The sequence below is a fragment of the Streptomyces sp. JLBJ103 genome, from assembly GCF_058215575.1.
In genome coordinates this window covers 7,308,122-7,327,479 of sequence record NZ_CM177089.1, presented here as the reverse complement: position 1 = coordinate 7,327,479, position 19,358 = coordinate 7,308,122, and the positions used below count along the sequence as shown (strand labels likewise).

Annotated in this window: 1 protein-coding gene; it reads left to right on the top strand. The window is 71.8% G+C overall.

All coding sequences use genetic code 11. The annotated features are described in order from the left end of the window. Nucleotides 1-49: 49 nt before the first annotated feature. Nucleotides 50-19,207 (top strand): type I polyketide synthase, encoded by a 19,158-nt coding sequence (locus AC4BEG_RS31745; protein WP_490703102.1) that lies wholly within the window; start codon nucleotides 50-52, stop codon nucleotides 19,205-19,207. The last annotated feature ends 151 nt before the right edge of the window (nucleotides 19,208-19,358 follow it).

The window sequence follows — 19,358 nt, the reverse complement described above, 5'->3', positions numbered from 1 at the left end:
GTCGCCCCGCGTCGATCTCGTCTGCACCGCCGTAAGGAGCGCACGTTAAATGGAGAACGAGGACAGGCTCCGCGACTATCTCAAGCGAGCCACCAACGATCTGCGCACCGCACGCCGACGCCTGCGCGAGGTCGAGGAGCGGGAGAACGAGCCCGTCGCGATCATCGGGATGAGCTGCCGCTACCCCGGAGGTGTCGAGTCACCGGAAGACCTGTGGCGGCTGCTGGTCGACGGCGGGGACGCCGTGGTGGAGTTCCCGGCCGACCGAGGCTGGGACGCCGACGCGCTCTACGACCCCGACCCCGAGCACGCGGGCACGTCGATCACCCGGCACGGCGGATTCCTCCAGGGCGCCGCGGGCTTCGACCCGGCGTTCTTCGGAGTCAGCCCGCGCGAGGCACTGGCGATGGACCCGCAGCAGCGACTGCTGCTGGAGACCTCCTGGGAGGCGTTCGAGCGCGCGGGCATCGACCCGGCGCAGGCCAGGGGCACCAGGACCGGTGTGTTCGCGGGCGTGATGTACAACGACTACGCGACACGGCTGCCGCAGGCGCCCGAAGGGTTCGAGGGCTACCTCGCCAACGGCAGTGCGGGCAGCATCGCGTCGGGCCGGATCGCCTACACCTTCGGCCTCGAAGGTCCCGCCGTCACGGTGGACACGGCATGCTCGTCGTCGTTGGTGGCGCTGCACCTCGCGATGGTGGCGCTGCGCCGCGAGGAATGCTCGCTCGCGCTCGCGGGCGGCGCCACGTTCATGTCCACCCCGCGTACGTTCGTCGAGTACAGCAGGCAGCGTGCCCTGTCCGTGGACGGCCGCTGCAAGGCGTTCTCCGACAGCGCCGACGGCACCGGCTGGGGCGAGGGCGTCGGCATGCTCCTGGTGGAACGGCTGTCGGACGCCCGCCGCAACGGCCACCCCGTGCTGGCGGTGATCCGCGGCTCGGCGGTGAACCAGGACGGCGCGTCGAACGGTTTGACGGCGCCGAACGGGCCGTCCCAGCAGGCGGTGATCATCCAGGCGCTGGCGAGCGCACGGCTCACCCCGGCGCAGGTGGACGCGGTCGAGGCGCACGGCACCGGCACCACACTCGGCGACCCGATCGAGGCCCAGGCGCTGCTGGCGACCTACGGCCAGGACCGCCCCGCCGATCAGCCGCTGTGGCTGGGGTCGCTGAAGTCCAACATCGGCCACGCCCAGGCGGCGGCCGGTGTCGGCGGCATCATCAAGATGGTCATGGCGATGCGGCACGGTGTGCTGCCCAAGACCCTGCACATCGACGAGCCGAGCAGCCACGTCGACTGGTCGGCGGGCACCGTGGCGCTGCTGACCGAGCGGCAGCAGTGGCCGGAGACCGGTGAACCACGCCGCGCCGGTGTGTCCTCGTTCGGGGTCAGCGGCACAAACGCCCACGTCATCCTGGAGGAGGCAGCCGCCACTCCGGAGGAGGCGCCTGCCGTCCTGGAGGGGGCGCCCGCCGCCGATCCGGTGTCCACCGTGGACACCGACCTGCCGGTCCCCGCCGTCACGCCGTGGATGCTGTCCGCCCGGACCCCCGACGCGCTGCGCGCGCAGGCCGACCGCCTGCTGTCCGCCGTGCGGAGTTCGGACGAGTTCGACCCGGTGGGCGTCGGCTTCTCGCTGGCTACGACACGGGCCGTGTTCGAGCACCGCGCCGTGCTGCTGGCCGAGGACCGGGCCACCACCACCGACCGGCTCGCCGCTCTCGCCGAGGGGCGGGGTGGTTCGGGTGTTGTGGTGGGTGAGGCGGCATCGCGCCGGTTGGGTTTCCTGTTCTCGGGTCAGGGGTCGCAGCGGCTGGGCATGGGGCGTGAGCTGGCGGCCCGGTTCCCGGTGTTCGCCGAGGCGTTGGATGCGGTGCTTGGCGAGTTCGACCCGGCGGTGCGTGAGGTGCTGTTCGGTGAGGACGCCGATGCGCTGAACGAGACCGGGGTGACGCAGCCCGCGCTGTTCGCTGTCGAGGTGGCGCTGTTCCGGCTGCTGGAGTCCTGGGGTGTCCGGCCGGATGTGCTGGCCGGGCACTCGATCGGCGAGTTGGCCGCGGCTCATGTGTCGGGTGTGTGGTCGTTGGCCGATGCGGCAAAGGTGGTGTCGGCGCGCGGTGCGCTGATGCAGGCACTGCCCTCGGGTGGCGCGATGGTGGCCATCCAGGCGACCGAGGCCGAGGTCTCGCCCGAGCTGCCGGAGACCGTGGGGATCGCGGCGGTCAACGGGCCGTCGTCGGTGGTCGTCTCTGGTGTTGCCGCCGATGTCGAGGCGGTCGCGGAGCGGTGGCGCGAGGCGGGCCGGAAGGTGACCCGGCTCCGCGTGAGCCATGCGTTCCACTCGCCGCTGATGGACCCGATGCTGGACGCGTTCCGCCGGGTGCTGGAGAGCGTGTCCTACGAGGGACCCGCGATCCCGATCGTGTCGACGCTGTCGGGCCGGTTGACGACCGCCGAAGAACTTGCCTCGCCGGAGTACTGGGTGCGGCATGTGCGGGAGTCGGTGCGGTTCGCCGACGCGGTCCTGGCGCTGCGCGAACAGGGCGCCGATGTCTTCCTGGAGATCGGTCCCGGTGGTGTGCTGTCCGGTCTCGGGCAACTCAACGTCCCGGAGGCGGCCTTCGTACCCGCCTTGCGCGGCGACCGGCCCGAGCTCGTCGCGCTGACCAGCGCCGTCGGCCAACTGCATGTACGCGGTGTCGCGGTGAACCTGGCCGCCTGTTTCGAGGGCAGCGGGGCCCGGCGGGTGGACCTGCCCACCTATGCGTTCCAACGTGAGCACCTCTGGTTGGACGCTCCGGCCGACGATGAGGGCGCTGAGCGAATATCGCCGGTGGAGGAACGGTTCTGGGAGGCCGTGGAGGAGGGCGATCTCACCGATCTCGCCCGCACGCTGGGTGTGTCGTCCGACGATCCGCTGAGTGCCGTGCTGCCCCGGCTGTCCGCCTGGCGCAGGAAGCAGCGGGACCGGTCCACCGCCGACGGCTGGCGGTACCGGGTCGACTGGCGGCCGGTGGCCGCCGGATCCGGGCGACTGGACGGTGCCTGGCTGGTTGTGGCGCCGACCGGTGAGGACCGGGCCGAGTGGGTGGCGGATGCGCTGGCCCGGAACTGTGCGGAAGCACAGGTTCTGCACGTGGACCCGGAGGCGGTCGACTGGGCGGAGCAGCTGACCGAACTGCCTGCTCCGAGTGGCGTGGTCTCGCTGCTGGGGCTCGCGGACGCGGGCGGGTCGACCGTGCCCACGGGTATCGCGGCCACGATTGGTCTGCTGCGGGCGCTCGGTGATGCGGATGTGCAGGCGCCGTTGTGGTGTGTGACGTCAGGTGCGGTGTCGACGGGCGCGGATGACGCTGTTGCCGGGTTCGAGCAGTCGATGGTGTGGGGTCTGGGCCGCGTGGCCGCACTGGAACACCCCGGCCGCTGGGGCGGCCTGGTCGACCTGCCCGATACACAGGACGACAGGATCGGCGATCTGCTGGCCTCGGTGCTTGCCGGAACCACCGGCGAAGACCAGGTCGCGCTGCGCGGTGGTGAGGTTCTGGGTCGCAGGCTGCTGCCCGCTCCGCTGGGCGACGCTTCCGGGGACGGCTGGTCGCCGCGCGGCACCGTCCTGGTCACCGGCGGCACCGGCGCCCTGGGTGGCCATGTGGCGCGCTGGCTGGCGGCGCGCGGGGCCGAGCATGTGGTGCTGGTGAGCCGTCGCGGCCGGACCGCCGAGGGCGCCGAGGAGTTGGAGGCCGAGCTCGTCGAGCTGGGCGCACGCGTCACCATCGCCGCCTGTGACATGGCCGACCGGGAGTCCGTCGCGGCGATGCTGGGAAGCGTCCCGACGCTCACCGCCGTCGTCCACACGGCGGGTGTCGAGCGCTCGGCCGTACTCGCCGACCTCGATCCGGCTGACCTCGCCGACTTCGCCGACGTGCTGGCGGCCAAGGCCGACAGCGCCAGGAACCTGCACGAGCTGCTGGCCGGCACACCGTTGGACGCGTTCGTGCTGTTCTCGTCCATCGCCGGAGTGTGGGGCAGTGGTGGCCAGGCTGCCTACGGCGCGGCAAACGCCTACCTGGACGCCCTCGCCGACCACCGCAGGGCGGCGGGGTTGCCCGCCACGGCGGTTGCGTGGGGTCCGTGGGGCGGTGGCGGCATGGTCGCGGACTCCGGGCAGGCCGCACACCTCCGGCGCAGGGGTCTGACCACGATGGTCCCCGAGGCGGCGCTCGTCGGCCTCGGCACGGCCATCGAACACGGTGACAGCAAGGTCACCATCGCCGATGTCGACTGGGCCCGGTTCGCGGGCACCTTCATGGCGCAGCGGCCCAGCCCGCTGCTGCGTGAACTGCCCGAGGTCCGTGCCGCGTTCGAGGTCACGTCTACAGAAGGCGGTACGTCGGCTCTGGCCCAGCGGCTTGCCGGCTTGGACGAGGCCGAGCAGGAGCGGCAGCTCACCGACCTGGTCCGCTATGAGGCGGCTGCGGTGCTGGGGCATGTGTCTGCTGAGGCGTTCTCCGCGACGCGTGCCTTCAGGGAGTTGGGTTTCGACTCGCTGACGGTGATGGAGTTGCGGTCCCGGCTCAGCGAGGCCACCGGTGTTGCCCTGCCCGCGACCCTGGTCTTCGACTACCCGACGGCCGCCGCACTGGCCGCCTACCTGCGTACTGAGCTCTCCGGTGCGGAGGTGGCCCCCTCCCCCACTGCTGCTGTGGCCGTGTCGGGGGTGACGGACGAGCCGATCGCGATCGTGGCGATGGCGTGCCGGTACCCCGGTGGCGTGGCGAGCCCGGAGGACCTGTGGCAGGTGCTGCTGTCGGGTGGAGACGCGGTGTCGCAGTTCCCGACCGACCGCGGTTGGGACCTGGAGGCGCTGTACAACCCCGACCCGGACGCGGCGGGCGTCGGCACGTCGTACACCCGCATGGGCGCCTTCCTCGACCACGTGGCGGACTTCGACCCGGCGTTATTCGGGATCTCGCCGCGTGAGGCGTTGGCGATGGACCCGCAGCAGCGGTTGCTGCTGGAGACCTCCTGGGAGACGTTCGAGCGAGCGGGCATCGACCCGAACTCGTTGCGGGGCAGCCGGTCCGGTGTGTTCGTCGGCACCAACGGCCAGGACTACACGACGCTGATGATGGCCGCGCCGGACAGCGTCGAGGGCTACTTCGGCACGGGCAGCGCGGCGAGTGTCATCTCCGGTCGGCTGTCCTACACGTTCGGTCTTGAAGGTCCCGCGGTGACGGTGGACACCGCGTGTTCGTCGTCGCTGGTGGCGCTGCATCTGGCGGTGCAGGCACTGCGGTCCGGTGAGTGCTCGCTCGCCCTCGCCGGTGGCGTGACGGTGATGTCCACGCCCGCCGCGTTCGTGGAGTTCAGCCGCCAGCGCGGGCTGGCGGTGGACGGCCGGTGCAAGGCGTTCGGTGCAGACGCGGACGGCACGGGCTGGGGCGAGGGCATCGGGATGCTGCTCGTCGAGCGGCTGTCGGACGCCCAGCGCAATGGCCACCAGGTGCTCGCCGTCGTGCGTGGGTCCGCGGTGAACCAGGACGGCGCGTCGAACGGCCTGACGGCACCGAACGGCCCGTCCCAGCAGCGGGTGATCCGGCAGGCACTCGCCAGTGCGCAGCTCGCTCCGTCCGATGTGGACGTGGTCGAGGCACACGGTACGGGCACGAAGCTGGGTGACCCGATCGAGGCGCAGGCGTTGGTGGCCACCTACGGCCAGGATCGTCCTGCCAACCGGCCGCTGTGGCTGGGGTCCATCAAGTCGAACATCGGGCACACGCAGGCGGCCGCGGGCGTGGCTGGTGTGATCAAGATGGTGATGGCGATGCGGCACGGTGTGCTGCCGCGCACCCTGCACGTGGACGAGCCGTCGCCGCATGTGGACTGGTCCGCCGGTGCGGTGGAACTGCTCACCGATCAGCGTGAGTGGCCTGCTGCGGACCGGCCGTGGCGAGCCGGTGTGTCGTCGTTCGGATTCAGCGGAACGAACGCACACGCCATCATCGAGCAGGCTCCCGTGACCGTGCAGGAGGATGCCCCGGAGCCGTTGCCCGTCGACGCGGTCGTCCCCTGGGTGTTGTCGGCCAAGGGCCCCGAGGCGTTGCGGGAGCAGGCCGCGCGGCTCAAGTCCTTCGTGGACGAATCGCCGGACCTGTCCGTGGCGGATGTGGGCCGTACGCTGGTGTTCTCACGTGCGGCGTTGGAGCACCGCGCGGTGGTCGTCGGCACGGAACCTGCTGAGTTCCAGGCGGCGCTGGCCGCGCTCGCCGAGGGGAGAAGTGGTCCGGGTGTTGTGGTCGGCGAGGTGGCACCGCACCGGGTGGGTTTCCTGTTCTCGGGCCAGGGATCGCAGCGGCTGGGCATGGGGCGTGAGCTGGCGGCCCGGTTCCCGGTGTTCGCCGAGGCGTTGGATGCGGTGCTTGGCGAGTTCGACCCGGCGGTGCGTGAGGTGCTGTTCGGTGATGACGCCGATGCGCTGAACGAGACCGGGGTGACGCAGCCCGCGTTGTTCGCTGTCGAGGTGGCGCTGTTCCGGCTGCTGGAGTCCTGGGGTGTCCGGCCGGATGTGCTGGCCGGGCACTCGATCGGCGAGCTTGCCGCTGCCCATGTGTCGGGTGTGTGGTCGTTGGCCGATGCGGCAAAGGTGGTGTCGGCGCGCGGTGCGCTGATGCAGGCACTGCCCTCGGGTGGCGCCATGGTGGCCATCCAGGCGACCGAGGCCGAGGTCGCGCCCGAACTGCCGGAGACCGTGGGGATCGCGGCGGTCAACGGGCCGTCGTCGGTGGTCGTCTCTGGTGTTGCCGCCGATGTCGAGGCGGTCGCGGAGCGGTGGCGCGAGGCGGGCCGGAAGGTGACCCGGCTCCGCGTGAGCCATGCGTTCCATTCCCCGTTGATGGACCCGATGCTGGACGAGTTCCGCGCGGTGGTCGAGGGAACCGAGTGTGGTGAGCCCGCGATTCCGATCGCGTCCACGCTGACGGGCCGGTTAGCGAGCGCCGAGGAGCTTGCCTCGTCGGACTACTGGGTCCGGCATGTGCGGGAGTCGGTGCGGTTCGCCGACGCCGTGAGCACGCTCGTGAACGAGGGCGTGGGGACGTTCGTCGAGGTGGGGCCGGGCGGGACGCTGTCGGCGATGGGGCAGCAGTCCGCACCCGACGCCGGGTTCGTGCCCGTGCTGCGTGGCGATCGGCCAGAGGCCGTGGCTGCCACGACGGCCGCGGGCCAGTTGCATGTGCGCGGTATCCAGGTCGACTGGGAAGCCTTCTTCACCGGTCCTGGCGCGCGGCGAGTGGATCTGCCCACGTACGCGTTCCAGCGCGAGCGCTACTGGCTGGACGCTCCGTCCATTGATCTGGGCGTTGAGCGGATGTCGCCCGTGGAGGCGCGATTCTGGGAGGTCGTCGAAGATGGCGACATCGCTGATCTCGCCCGTACGTTGGATGTGTCGTCCGACGATCCGCTGAGCACGGTGTTGCCTCGGTTGTCTGCGTGGCGCAGGGAGCAGCAGGGTCGATCCGCTGTGGATGGTTGGCGGTATCGGGTCGAGTGGCGGCCGGTGACTGTCGGGTCCGGGCAATCGCTGGACGGTGCCTGGCTGGTTGTCGCGTCGACCGGTGAGGACCGGGCCGAGTGGGTACGTGACGCGCTGGCCCGGAACGGTGCGGAAGCGCACGTCCTGCACCTGAACCCGGAAGCCGTCGACTGGGCGGAGCAGCTGACCGAACTGCCCGCGCTGAGTGGCGTGGTCTCGCTGCTGGGACTCTCTGACGCGGGCGCCGAGACCACGATTGGTCTGCTGCGTGCGCTCGGTGATGCGGATGTGCGGGCGCCGTTGTGGTGTGTGACATCGGGTGCGGTCTCGGCGGGCGCGGATGACGTGGTTGCCGGGTTCGAGCAGTCGATGGTGTGGGGTCTGGGCCGCGTGGCCGCACTGGAACACCCCGGCCGCTGGGGCGGCCTGGTCGACCTGCCCGACACGCAGGACGATACGACCGGTGACCTGCTGGCCTCGGTGCTTGCCGGAACGAACGGCGAGGACCAGGTTGCCCTGCGCGGTGGTGAGGTTCTGGGTCGCAGGCTGCTGCCCGCGCCGTTGAGTGCGGATTCCTCCGGAGACGGCTGGTCCCCGCGCGGGACAGTGCTGGTGACCGGTGGCCTTGGTGCCCTGGGTGGCCATGTGGCGCGCTGGCTGGCAGCACGCGGCGCCGAGCACGTCGTACTGGTGAGCCGTCGCGGCCAGGCCGCCGCGGGCGCTGCGGAGTTGAAGGCCGAGCTCGTCGAGCTGGGCGCACGCGTCACCATCGCCGCCTGTGACATGGCCGACCGGGAGTCCGTCGCGGCGATGCTGGAGAGCGTCCCGTCACTCACCGCCGTCGTCCACACGGCAGGCATCGAGCGCTCGGCCGCCCTCGCCGACCTCGAACCGGACAACCTCTCCGATGTGCTGTCCGCCAAGGTCGACGGTGCGAGGAACCTGCACGACCTGCTGAGCGAAACGCCGTTGGACGCGTTCGTCCTCTACTCCTCGATCGCCGGTGTGTGGGGCAGTGGTGGCCAGGGCGCGTACGCGGCTGCCAACGCCTACCTGGACGCCCTGGCCGAGCACCGTAGGGCGGCTGGGTTGCCCGCCACCGCCGTCGCATGGGGTCCGTGGGGCGACGGCGGCATGGTCGCAACCGCTGAGCAGACCGAGCTGCTGCACCGCTGGGGCTTGTCGACGATGGCTCCGGCTGTCGCGATCGTGGGTCTGGCCACCGCCCTGGAACGTGGCGACGGGAACATCGTCGTCGCCGATGTCGACTGGGAACGCTTCGCGGGCACCTTCATGGCACAGCGGCCCAGCTCGCTACTGGGCGAGCTGCCCGAGGTCCGCGCCGCGTTCGAGGCCACCCCGGCGGCAGACAGCACATCGGCTTTGGCACAGCGGCTTGCCGGCTTGGACGAGGCTGAGCAGGAGCGACAGCTCACCGACTTGGTCCGCTATGAAGCGGCCACCGTGCTCGGGCATGTGTCCGGTGAGGCGTTCTCCGCGACGCGTGCCTTCAGAGATCTGGGTTTCGACTCGCTGACGGCCATGGAACTGCGCACCCGGCTCAGTGAAGCCACCGGTGTCGCCCTTCCCGCCACCCTGGTCTTCGACTACCCGACAGCCGCCGCACTGGCCGCCTATCTGCGCGTCGAGCTCTGCGGCGCGGACGTGGCCCCCTCCCCCACTGCCCCTGTGGCTGTCTCTGGTGTGACGGATGAGCCGATCGCGATCGTGGCGATGGCATGCCGGTACCCCGGCGGCGTGGCAAGCCCCGAGGACCTGTGGCAGGTGCTGCTGTCGGACGGGGACGCGGTATCGGAGTTCCCCACCGATCGCGGCTGGGACGTGGACGCGCTGTACAACCCCGACCCGGACGCGGTGGGGACCACGTACCTGCGTTCTGGCGCGTTCCTGTCGGACGTGAGCGGGTTCGACGCGGGCTTCTTCGGGATCTCGCCGCGCGAGGCGCTTGCCATGGACCCGCAGCAGAGGCTGTTGCTGGAGACCTCCTGGGAACTGATGGAACGGGCTGGGATCGACCCAGCGACGCTGCGCGGTGAGCACGTCGGCGTTTTCGTCGGCTCGAACGCGCAGGACTACGGGCTGGTGCTGGGCGAGGCCGCCGCAGACGTCGGTGGTTATGTGGCGACCGGCAACGCGGCCAGCGTGGCATCCGGTCGGCTCTCCTACACCTTTGGCTTCGAAGGCCCCGCCGTCACGGTGGACACCGCGTGTTCGTCGTCGCTGGTCGCCCTGCACTTGGCGGTGCAGGCGCTGCGGTCGGGCGAGTGCTCGCTCGCACTCGCGGGCGGCGTCACCGTGATGTCCACACCGGGTGCGTTCATCGAGTTCAGCCGCCAGCGTGGGCTGTCGTTGGACGGCCGGTGCAAGGCGTTCGCCGCCGCCGCTGACGGCACCAGCTGGGGCGAGGGTATCGGCATGCTGTTCGTGGAGCGGCTGTCGGACGCGCAGCGCAATGGCCACCCCGTGCTGGCGGTGATCCGCGGTTCGGCGGTGAACCAGGACGGCGCGTCGAATGGTCTGACGGCACCGAACGGACCGTCGCAGCAGCGGGTGATCCGGCAGGCGTTGGCGAACGCGGGTCTCGCTCCGTCCGATGTGGACGCGATCGAGGCGCACGGCACCGGTACCAAGCTCGGTGACCCGATCGAGGCGCAGGCACTGCTGGCCACCTACGGCCAGGACCGCCCCGCCGACCAGCCGCTGTGGCTCGGCTCGATCAAGTCGAACATCGGTCACACCCAGGCCGCGGCCGGTGTCGCCGGTGTGATCAAGATGGTGTTGGCCATGCGGCACGGTGTGCTGCCGCGCACCCTGCACGTGGACGAGCCCTCCCCGCACGTGGACTGGTCCGCGGGCGCGGTGGAACTGCTCACCGACCAGCGTGACTGGCCTGCTGTGGACCGGCCGTGGCGAGCCGGTGTGTCGTCGTTCGGATTCAGCGGAACCAACGCGCACACCATCATCGAGCAGGCACCCGTAGTCGAGCAGGAGGAAGCTCCGGAGCCGGCGTACGACGGCCTGGTGCCGTGGGTGCTGTCCGCGGGCGACGAGGGCGCGTTGCGTGGCCAGGCTGAGCGTCTGATGTCCATCGTGGACGAGCACGCGCCCGTTGATGTCGCTTACTCGCTCGCGACGTCGCGGACGGCGTTGGACCACCGTGCCGTGGTGGTCGCCGCTGATCGTGCCGAGTTCCTGTCGGCTCTCGGTGCTCTCGCCGAGGGGCGGGACGAGCCGGGCGTCGTGATGGGTGAGGCGGCATCGCGTCGGCTGAGTTTTCTGTTCTCGGGCCAGGGATCGCAGCGGCTCGGGATGGGCCGTGAACTAGCCGCCCGATTCCCGGTGTTCGCCGACGCCTTGAACGAGGCGCTGGGCGCGTTCGACCCGCAGGTGCGTGAGGTGCTGTTCGGCGAGGACGCCGATGCGCTGAACGAGACCGGGGTGACGCAGCCCGCGTTGTTCGCGGTCGAGGTGGCGCTCTTCCGCCTGCTGGAGTCCTGGGGCATCCGGCCCGAGGCGCTGGCGGGCCACTCGATCGGCGAGCTGGCCGCCGCGCACGTGGCCGGTGTCTGGTCACTCGCAGATGCCGCAAAGGTGGTATCCGCTCGTGCCGGGTTGATGCAGGCGCTGCCGTCAGGTGGCGCGATGATGGCGATCCAGGCGACCGAGGCCGAGGTCGCGCCCGAGCTGCCTGACACCGTGGACATCGCCGCAATCAACGGGCCGACTTCGGTGGTCGTCTCCGGTGTCGCCGCCGATGTGGAGGCCGTTGCCGAGCGGTGGCGTGAGGCAGGTCGAAAGACGACCCGGCTCCGCGTCAGCCACGCGTTCCACTCGCCGCTGATGGACCCGATGCTCGACGACTTCCGCCGTGTGCTGGAGAGCGTGTCCTACGAGGCACCCGCAATCCCGATCGTGTCCACGCTGACGGGCCGGTTGGCCACCGCCGAAGAACTCGCCTCGCCGGAATACTGGGTGCGGCATGTCCGCGAATCGGTGCGGTTCCACGACGCGGTCGTGGCACTGCGCGAGCAGGGTGCCGAGTTGTTCGTCGAGATCGGGCCGGGTGGGACACTGGCCGCTCTCGGCCTCGGCAGCGCACCCGACGCGGTGTTCCTGCCCGCGTTGCGTGCGGACAGGCCCGAGGAGACCGCCCTCATCACCACCGTCGCCGCGTTGCACACGCAGGGCGTGGCGGTTGACTGGACCGCCTACTTCGCAGACAGCGGGGCCCGGCGGGTCGACCTGCCGACGTACGCCTTCCAGCACCAGCGCTACTGGCTGGACGCTCGGCCCGGCAACACCGAGGCCGCGCCGGACGCGGACGAGGCGCGGTTCTGGGCCGCGGTGGACAGCGAGGAGGCGACGGCACTCGCCTCGTCCCTGGGGATCAACGACGACGGGGCGACCGATTCGCTCCGCGCCGTGCTGCCGCTGCTGTCGTCGTGGCGGCGCCAGAGCCGCGAGAAGTCCACTGTGGACAAGTGGCGTTACGCCGTTGACTGGAAGGCCGTCGGCCACCCTGCGACGACGCCCCCGTCGGGCACGTGGCTGGTCGTGGCACCCGCGGGTGACGAGCGCGCCGAGGCGCTGAGCAGGCTGCTGGCGGACCGGGACCTGGCGCTCGTCGCGGTCCAGGTCGAGGGCGACGCAGCGGATCGCGCAGGGCTGGCCGACGCACTGCGCGCGGCCGTCGCGCGCGAAGAGGTCAGCGGTGTCCTGTCGCTGCTGGCGTTCGACGAGTCGCCGCACCCCGACCACCCCGCGGTGCCGAACGGCGTGGCGGCCACCCTCGCGCTGGTCCAGGCGCTCGGTGACGCGGACGTACAGGCGCCGCTGTGGTGCGTGACGTCGGGTGCGGTGTCGGCGGCCGCGGATGACGCGGTCGCGGGCTTCGCGCAGTCGATGGTGTGGGGCCTCGGCCGGGCCGCGGCGTTGGAACACCCCGCTCGCTGGGGCGGCTTGGTCGACCTGCCGGAGACGGTGGACGAGCAGGTGGCCGCGCGGCTGTGCGGACTGCTGGGCGGATCGGAGGACCAGGTCGCCGTGCGCGGGTCCGGCGTGTTCGCGCGTCGGCTCCGGCGGGCCGGACGGGCCGCCGCCGGCTCCGGCTGGACGCCGCGTGGCACGGTCCTCGTGACCGGCGGTCTCGGCGCCCTGGGCGCCAGGGCTGCCCGGTGGTTGGCGGCGAACGGTGCCGAGCACGTCGTGCTGGTGAGCCGTCGCGGTCCTGAGGCCGAGGGCGCCGCGGAGTTGGAGGCCGAGCTCATCGAGCTGGGCGCGCGCGTCACGGTCGCCGCGGTCGACATCGCCGCCGGGGACGGACTCGCCGGCCTGCTCGACGGTCTGGCCGCCGCCGGTGACCCGGTCCGCGCCGTTGTGCACACCGCAGGTCTCAATGACAGCGCCCCTGTCGAGGAGACCGACCTCGCACGCTTCGCGGACGTGGTCACCGCCAAGGTGGCGGGTGCCGCGCACCTGCATGAGCTGCTGGCCGACACGCCGCTCGACGCGTTCGTGTCCTACTCCTCGATCGCCGGTATCTGGGGCAGTGGTGGCCAGGTCGGCTACAGCGCCGCGAACGCCTACCTCGACGCGCTCGCCGAGCACCGCACCTCGTGCGGTCTGCCGGGGACGGCAGTGGCCTGGGGCCCCTGGGCCGGGGGCGGGATGGCCGACGACGAGGCGCAGCGGCAGCTGTCCCGGCGCGGGCTCCCGGCGCTGCCGCCGGACCTCGCGGTGGGCGCCATCGGCGACGCGGTCGGCGGTGGCACCGCGAGCACGGTCGTGGTGAACGTGGACTGGGAGCGGTTCGCCCCCGCGTTCACGATCGGCAGGCCCAGCCCGCTCTTCGCCGACCTGGCCGAGGCGTGTGCCGCGGTCGCGGACCGGACGGCCGAGTCCGACGTGTCCGACGGGGCCGACGAGGACGGGGCGGAGCTGCGGCGCCGGCTCACCGGCCTGGACGCGGCGAAGCAGCGGGAGCTGGTGCGCGGGCTGGTGGTGGCGCAGGCGGCCACCGTCCTCGGACACACCTCGGCCGGCGCCGTCGAACCCGACCGGGCATTCCGCGAATTGGGCTTCGACTCGCTGACCGCCGTCGAACTGCGCAACCGGCTGACGGCCGCGTCCGGCCTCACCCTGCCCGCGACCGTGGTCTTCGACTACCCCACCCCCGCGGCGCTCGCCGAGCACCTTATGACGGAGGTCCTGGAACCGCACAGCGGGTCGCTGCCGGCGCCGGAGGTCGCCGTGTCGGGGGTGACCGATGAGCCGATCGCGATCGTGGCGATGGCATGCCGGTACCCCGGTGGTGTGGCGAGCCCGGAGGACCTGTGGCAGGTGCTGCTGTCGGGTGGGGACGCGGTGTCGGAGTTCCCGGCCGACCGCGGTTGGGACCTGGAAGCGCTGTACGACCCGGACCCTTCGGGTGTGGGCACGTCGTACAGCCGTATGGGTGCCTTCCTCGACCGCGTGGCGGACTTCGACGCGGGCTTCTTCGGGATCTCGCCGCGTGAGGCGCTGGCGATGGACCCGCAGCAGCGACTGCTGCTGGAGACCTCCTGGGAGACGTTCGAGCGGGCCGGTATCGACCCGAACGCCGTCCGTGGCGAGCGGGTCGGCGTATTCGTCGGCTCGAACGTGCAGGACTACGGGATGGTGCTGGACGGGGCCGCCGAGGACGTGGGTGGGCACGTGGCGACGGGCAGCGCGGCAAGCGTCATGTCCGGTCGGCTGGCCTACACGTTCGGTCTTGAAGGTCCCGCCGTCACGGTGGACACGGCGTGCTCGTCGTCGCTGGTGGCGCTGCATCTGGCGGTGCAGGCACTGCGGTCCGGTGAGTGCTCGCTCGCGCTCGCCGGTGGCGTCACGGTGATGTCCACGCCGGGTGCGTTCATCGAGTTCAGCCGCCAGCGCGGGCTGTCGGTGGACGGCCGGTGCAAGGCGTTCGCCGACAGCGCGGACGGCACGGGCTGGGGCGAGGGCATCGGGATGCTGCTCGTCGAGCGGCTGTCGGACGCCCAACGCAACGGCCACCAGGTGCTGGCGGTGGTGCGGGGTTCCGCGGTCAACCAGGACGGCGCGTCGAACGGCCTGACGGCACCGAACGGACCGTCGCAGCGCCGGGTGATCCGGCAGGCGCTCGCCAGTGCGGGTCTCGCTCCGTCCGATGTGGACGCGATCGAGGCGCACGGCACCGGTACCAAGCTGGGTGACCCGATCGAGGCGCAGGCCCTGCTGGCCACCTACGGCCAGGACCGCCCCGTCGACCAGCCGTTGTGGCTCGGCTCGATCAAGTCGAACATCGGTCACACGCAGGCGGCTGCGGGCGTGGCTGGCGTGATCAAGATGGTGATGGCGATGCGGCACGGTGTGCTGCCCCGCACCCTGCACGTCGACGAGCCGTCGCCGCATGTGGACTGGTCCGCCGGTGCGGTGGAACTGCTCACCGACCAGCGTGACTGGCCTGCCGTGGACCGGCCGTGGCGAGCCGGTGTGTCGTCGTTCGGATTCAGCGGAACCAACGCGCACACCATCATCGAGCAGGCACCCGCGATCGAGCACGAGGAAGCCCCGGAGCCGACGCACGACGGCCTGGTGCCGTGGGTGCTGTCGGCGCGGTCCGGCGAGGCACTGCGGGAGCAGGCGTCCCGGCTCCGCGAGGAGTTCGCGCACGAGACGGCCATGTCCGTCGCCGATGTCGCCCACTCGTTGCGTTCCCGGTCGACGTTCGACCACCGCGCCGTGGTGGTGGGGCTGGACCGCGAGGAGTTCCTCGCCGGTCTCACCGCTCTGGCCGACGGCCGTGAGGCGCCGAACGTCGTGACCGGTGTGGCGGAACACCGCGGTGACGGTGTGGTGTTCGTGTTCCCCGGCCACGGTACGCAGTGGGTCGGCATGGCGCAGGAGCTGCTGGAGTCCTCGCCGGTGTTCCGCACGCGGATGGAGGAGTGCGCGGAGGCGCTGGAAGCGTTCGTCGACTGGTCGCTGCTGGACGCGATCCGGGATTCCGACCTGATGGAGCGAGTGGATGTCGTCCAGCCCGCACTGTTCGCGGTGATGGTGTCACTGGCCGCCACCTGGCGGTCGTGGGGCGTCGAGCCGAGCGCCGTGCTGGGGCACTCGCAGGGCGAGATCGCGGCAGCGTGCGTCGCGGGCGCCCTGTCCCTGGACGACGCGGCGCGGCTGGTCGTCCTGCGGAGCAAGGCGTTGACCGCGCTGTCCGGCCAGGGCGGCATGGTGTCGGTCGCGCTCGGTGTGGACGCCGTACGGGAGCTGCTGGCGCGGTGGGACGGGCAACTCGCGGTCGGCGTGGTGAACGGCCCCGCCTCGGTCGTCGTGTCCGGCGATGTCGCCGCGCTGGACGAACTGGTGGAGGTCTGCGCCGAGCGGGGGGTGTGGGCGCGCCGGGTCCTGGCGGACTACGCCCCGCACTCCCACCACGTCGAGCGGATCGAGGCGGAACTCCTGGAGGGGCTGGCGGATGTGTCGCCGCGCTCCGGTGAGGTGCCGTACTTCTCCCCGCTGACCGGCGGGTGGCTGGACACCCGAGAGATGGACGCCACGTACTGGTACCGGAGCCTGCGGCAGACGGTGGAGTTCGCGGACTCCGTCTCGGCCCTGGTGGCCGCGGACTTCACGGCCTTTGTCGAGGTCAGCCCGCATCCGGTGCTGGTGGCCGGCTTGGGCGAACTGGTCGGCGCCAACGGCTTGGTGGTCGGCTCGTTGCGGCGCGGGGACGGGAGCCTGGCCCGGCTGATGACCGCGGCAGGCGGGCTGTTCGTCCGCGGCGGCAAGGTGGACGGGGAGCTCTCGGGTGCGTGGGAGCCCTCCGGTGCGCGGCAGGTGGACCTGCCGACGTACCCGTTCCAGCGCCAGCGCTTCTGGCCCACGACGACGCACACCGCGTCCGGCGACGTGACCTCGGCCGGGCTGGGGCGGGTGGACCACCCCGTGCTCGTCGCCGTCACCGAACTCGCGGACTCCGAGGCGCTCGTGTTCAGCGGCAGGCTGTCGCTGCGCACCCACCCGTGGCTCACCGACTACCGCGTCCTGGGCGCGGCGGTGCTCCCCGGCGCGGCCTACGTGGACCTCGCACTGCGCGCCGGTGACCACGTCGGCTACGCGTCGCTGGACGACCTGGTGCTGGAGGCGCCGCTGGTGCTGCCCGAGCGGGACGGCGTCCAGGTACGGCTCAGCCTCGACGGGCCGGACGCGTCGGGCAAGCGGGCGTTCACCGTGGATTCCCGGGGTGACGAAGGCGGGGACTGGACCCGCCACGCCACCGGCGCTCTGGTGGCCGAGGCGGAACCCGTCACCGACACCCTCGTGGCCTGGCCGCCGAGCGAGGCCGAGCCGGTCGAGCTGGACAGTCACTACGCCACCGTCGCCGCTTCCGGCCTCGACCACGGCCCCGCCTTCCAGGGCCTGCGCACGGCCTGGCGCAAGGGCGACGAGGTGTTCGCCGAGGTGGTGCTGCCGGACGGCCTCGCGGACGAGGGCTTCGGCCTGCACCCGGCTCTCCTGGACACGGCGCTGCACGCCATCGGGCTCGGGGTGAGTTCGGATGGACTCCCGTTCTCATGGGCCGGGGTGCGGCTGCTGGCGACCGGAGCGACGGCGCTGCGGGTCCGGTTGACGCCGGTCGGCGTGGACGCCGTGGCGGTGCTGGTCGCCGACGGCTCCGGCGAGCCGGTCGCCGCCGTAGACGAGCTGAGCCTGCGGCCGATCTCGGCCGATCAGCTCAACCTCGCACGGTCCGCACACCGCGACTCGCTGTTCGAGGTGAAGTGGGTTCCGATGCCGGACGCCGCTCCCGACATCGGCACGTGGGCGGTGCTCGGCGGCGACACCGCCCGGCTGACCCACGCACTCACCGCGGCGGGTGAACTGGTCGACGAGCACGGTGACTTGGCCGCGCTGCTGGCCGCCGTCGATGGCGGCGCGCCCGTGCCCGGGTTTGTGGCCGTGACGCCGGGCGAGGGCGCGACGACCCCTCGAGAGGCGACGCGCCGCACCCTCGACCTCCTCCAGAAGTGGCTTGCGGACGACCGGTTCGCCGAGTCGCGGCTCGTACTGCTGACGAGTGGCGCGGTGGCGGCCGGACCGGACGAGGATGTCCCGGACCTGGTGCGCGCTCCCGCGTGGGGCCTGGTGCGGTCGGCACAGTCGGAGCACCCGACGCGGTTCGTGCTGGTCGACGTGGACGGGCACGAGAAGTCGCTGCGCAGGCTGCCCGCCGCGGTGGCGACCGGGGAGCCGCAGGTCGCGGTACGGAACGGCGTCGCCTCGGTGGCCAGGCTGGCGCGGCTCGCCGCTCCGGCCGACGCGCCCGAACCCGTGGCGTTCGACCCTGATGGCCCGGTGCTGATCACCGGTGGGCTCGGCGTGCTCGGCGGGGTGACCGCGCGGCACCTCGTCACCCGCCACGGTGTCCGGAACCTGGTACTGACCGGCAGGCGCGGCATGGCTTCGCCGGGCGCGGAGGAACTGCGCCGGGAACTCGAGGAGTTGGGCGCGCGGGTCGTGGTCGAGGCGTGTGACATGAGCGACCGCGACGCGGTCGCCGCGCTGCTGGCCGAGCACCCCGTGACCGCTATCGTGCACACGGCGGGCGTACTGGACGACGGCGTGATCGAGTCCCTGACTCCGGAGCACATCGACGCGGTGCTCCGCCCCAAGGCCGACGCCGCGCAGCACCTGCACGAGCTGACCGCGGGGACGGACCTCACGGCGTTCGTGCTGTTCTCCGCCGCCGCCGGTGTGTTCGGCGGCCCCGGCCAGGGCAACTACGCGGCCGCCAACGCGTTCCTCGACGCGCTCGCGCAGCACCGCCGGGCGGCCGGGCTGCCCGCGACGTCGCTGGCCTGGGGTCTGTGGGCCGAGGCCAGCGGCATCACCGGCCACCTCGACGACGCCGACGTACAGCGGATGGCGAGGGGCGGCATGGTCCCGCTGTCCTCCGAGGACGGCATGGCGCTGTTCGACGCGGCGCGCGCGACCGGCGCCGCCACCGCGGTGCCCGCCGCGATCGAGCTGGCTGCGCTGCGGGCCCATCCGGAGCAGGTGCGGCCGCTGCTGCGCGGTCTCGTTCCCACCCCCGCCCGCCGGTCCGCGCGGTCCGGCGACGGCTCCGGGACGGTTCCGCTCACCCAGCGGCTCGCGGGCCTCACCGAGGCGGAGCAGGACCGGGCGCTGGTGCACCTCGTCCGCACTCACACCGCGGCCGTACTCGGCTTCGCGGGACCGGAGGCCGTCGAGGCGGACCGGGCGTTCAAGGAGCTTGGTTTCGACTCGCTGACCGCCGTGGAGCTGCGCAACAGGCTCGACGCCGAGGTCGACTCACGACTGCCCGCCACCCTGGTGTTCGACCACCCGAACCCGGCGGCGCTCGCGGCCCACCTGCGGACGACGGTGCTCGCCGACTCCGGCACGCCCGCCACCGCGGTGCTCAGCGAACTCAACAAGCTGACGATCACCATCTCCAAGCTCGACCCGAACGACGAGCTGGTCGGGGACATCCGGCTGAGGCTCCGGTCGCTCCTGTCCACATGGGACGACAAGGAGACCGAGGCCGCCGCGGTGGACGACCTGACGTCGGCAACGCTGGACGACGTGTTCGACATCATCGACGAGGAACTCGGAAAGTCCTGATCAGCCGGTACGGACTCACACGCGCACACGCGCACACCAGGATCAGCCCATACGGGCTCTTAGCCAGATCAGCCCGTACGGACTCTGACCCAGATCAGCCGGCACGGACTCTCATCAACACGGGTACGGACTCTCACCCGGAGGGGTAGCA

What these genes read in the sequence shown, in the direction of transcription:
- AC4BEG_RS31745 (WP_490703102.1), top strand. Translation starts at nt 50, where the DNA reads ATGGAGAACGAGGACAGGCTCCGCGACTATCTCAAGCGAGCCACCAAC.